Raw genomic sequence first — 1536 nt, forward strand, 5'->3', positions numbered from 1 at the left:
TAGTGGTGGTTTGTTAAACCGGGGAGTAGAGATCAAGTGGGTGGCCTGCGCCGACGGCGTTGATCAGGGCTTGGAGTTCGGGTGGCGGGGGTGCGTTGGTCCAGGCTCGCCAGCAGCGTTGGAGGGTGGTCCAGGGATCGAGCCAGGCCCGGACGGCGCGGATCGCCTGTGGCCAGCTGGACGGTTGGGGCTGGTGGGTTCCGCTTGGGCCCCCTCTCAGGCGGTTCCACCGGTGTGGCAGCCGGCGGGTCCGTGGGGTCATCGGCGGGCTCCCGGTCTGGAGGTTGAGCGAACCAGGTGTCCCAGCAGAACGAGAACGCGCAGGTGACCAGGGTCTGGTGGCGGCGGATGGCGGTGTCGGAGCGGACCTGGAAGTCGGCCCACCCAAGTTCGTCCTTGATCTGCTTGTAGCTCTGCTCGATCCAGTGCCTGATGCCGTAGATCCGGACGACCTCTGCCAGGTCGGCGGCCGGTTCGGGGCTGTCGGCCTCGCGGGGGCCGCTGGGGCGGGGCAGGCTGGTGGCCAGGTACCAGGTGGCCTGCGCGGGCAGCGTGGCCGGGTCGGTGGTGGCCACGACCAGGCGGACGTTTCCGTCGGGCCCCCACCAGCCGAGGGTCGCGTCGGCGGCCCACCAGGTCTCGGTGTGCCCGTCGCGGAAGGTGCGCTCGACGGCGGTCCAGTCCCCTGGATGCTCCGCGTCCGTCCAGGTCAAGGCGCGGGCGGCGTCGACGGGAGTGTAGGCGTCCTTGCCGTAGGCCCAGGTGCCGTGGCTCGGTTTGAGGGCCATGACGAACGGCAGCCCGGCTGCGGCGAGGTCCCTGCGGAAGCCGTCTTGGTCACCGTACGCGCAGTCGGCGGCCACGGCTCGGAAGGTCACTCCGGCGGCCTTGGCCGTGCGGGCCAGTTCTGCGGCGATCTGCAGCTTCGTGCGGAAGTCAGGGTCGCTCTTGCCCTTGGGAAAGTGGTGGGCGGGGCTGTAGGGCACGGCGTGCAGCGGGTAGTAGAGGTTCTCATCAGCCCAGCAGGTGGTCACGGTGACGATGCCGTTGTCGGTCTTGCCCAGCCGGCCCAGCCACTGCCGGCCGATGTGCGCGGTCGCTGTCCCGTCCTTGCGGTCCCCGGAGTCGTCGATCACCAGCACACCGCCCGGGTGCGGAGTGGTCGCGGGGTCGGCCAGCAGTAGTTCCACCCTGCGGGCGTTGACCTGCTTGTGGTCCCACGTCGACTCGGACAGGAAGAACTGCAGCCGCTGCACCGAGGCGTGTTGGGCACCGACGACGGGTTCGGTGCCTGCCAGGCAGGTCAGCGTCTTGTTGCGGTCCCGCGGCAGCAGCAGCCCGGTCAGGTACTCGCGGAACCCACGGCGCTGTGCCAGTGTGGAGAAGAGGTCATCGAAGCGAGCGGCGTAGGCTTCCAGCGGGCCCGGAGCGGGCGGACACGGCACACGACGGGTCATCACAAGCCCCCAGGCGGCGAGGCGACGTTCCTCTGCTACCGGCCTACTACGGCCCTGAACCGCCGTCAACAAACCACCA

General features: G+C 69.7%; 1 protein-coding gene. It reads right to left on the reverse strand.

Annotated features, from left to right (window positions below):
* Positions 1 to 32: 32 nt before the first annotated feature.
* On the reverse strand, positions 33 to 1536 hold a 1504-nt coding region (locus ACFVXE_RS39070; RefSeq protein WP_389678558.1), incomplete at its 5' end, for an IS701 family transposase.

Source organism: Streptomyces sp. NPDC058231, from assembly GCF_042882275.1.
In the GTDB taxonomy this organism is placed as follows: Bacteria; Actinomycetota; Actinomycetes; order Streptomycetales; family Streptomycetaceae; genus Streptomyces.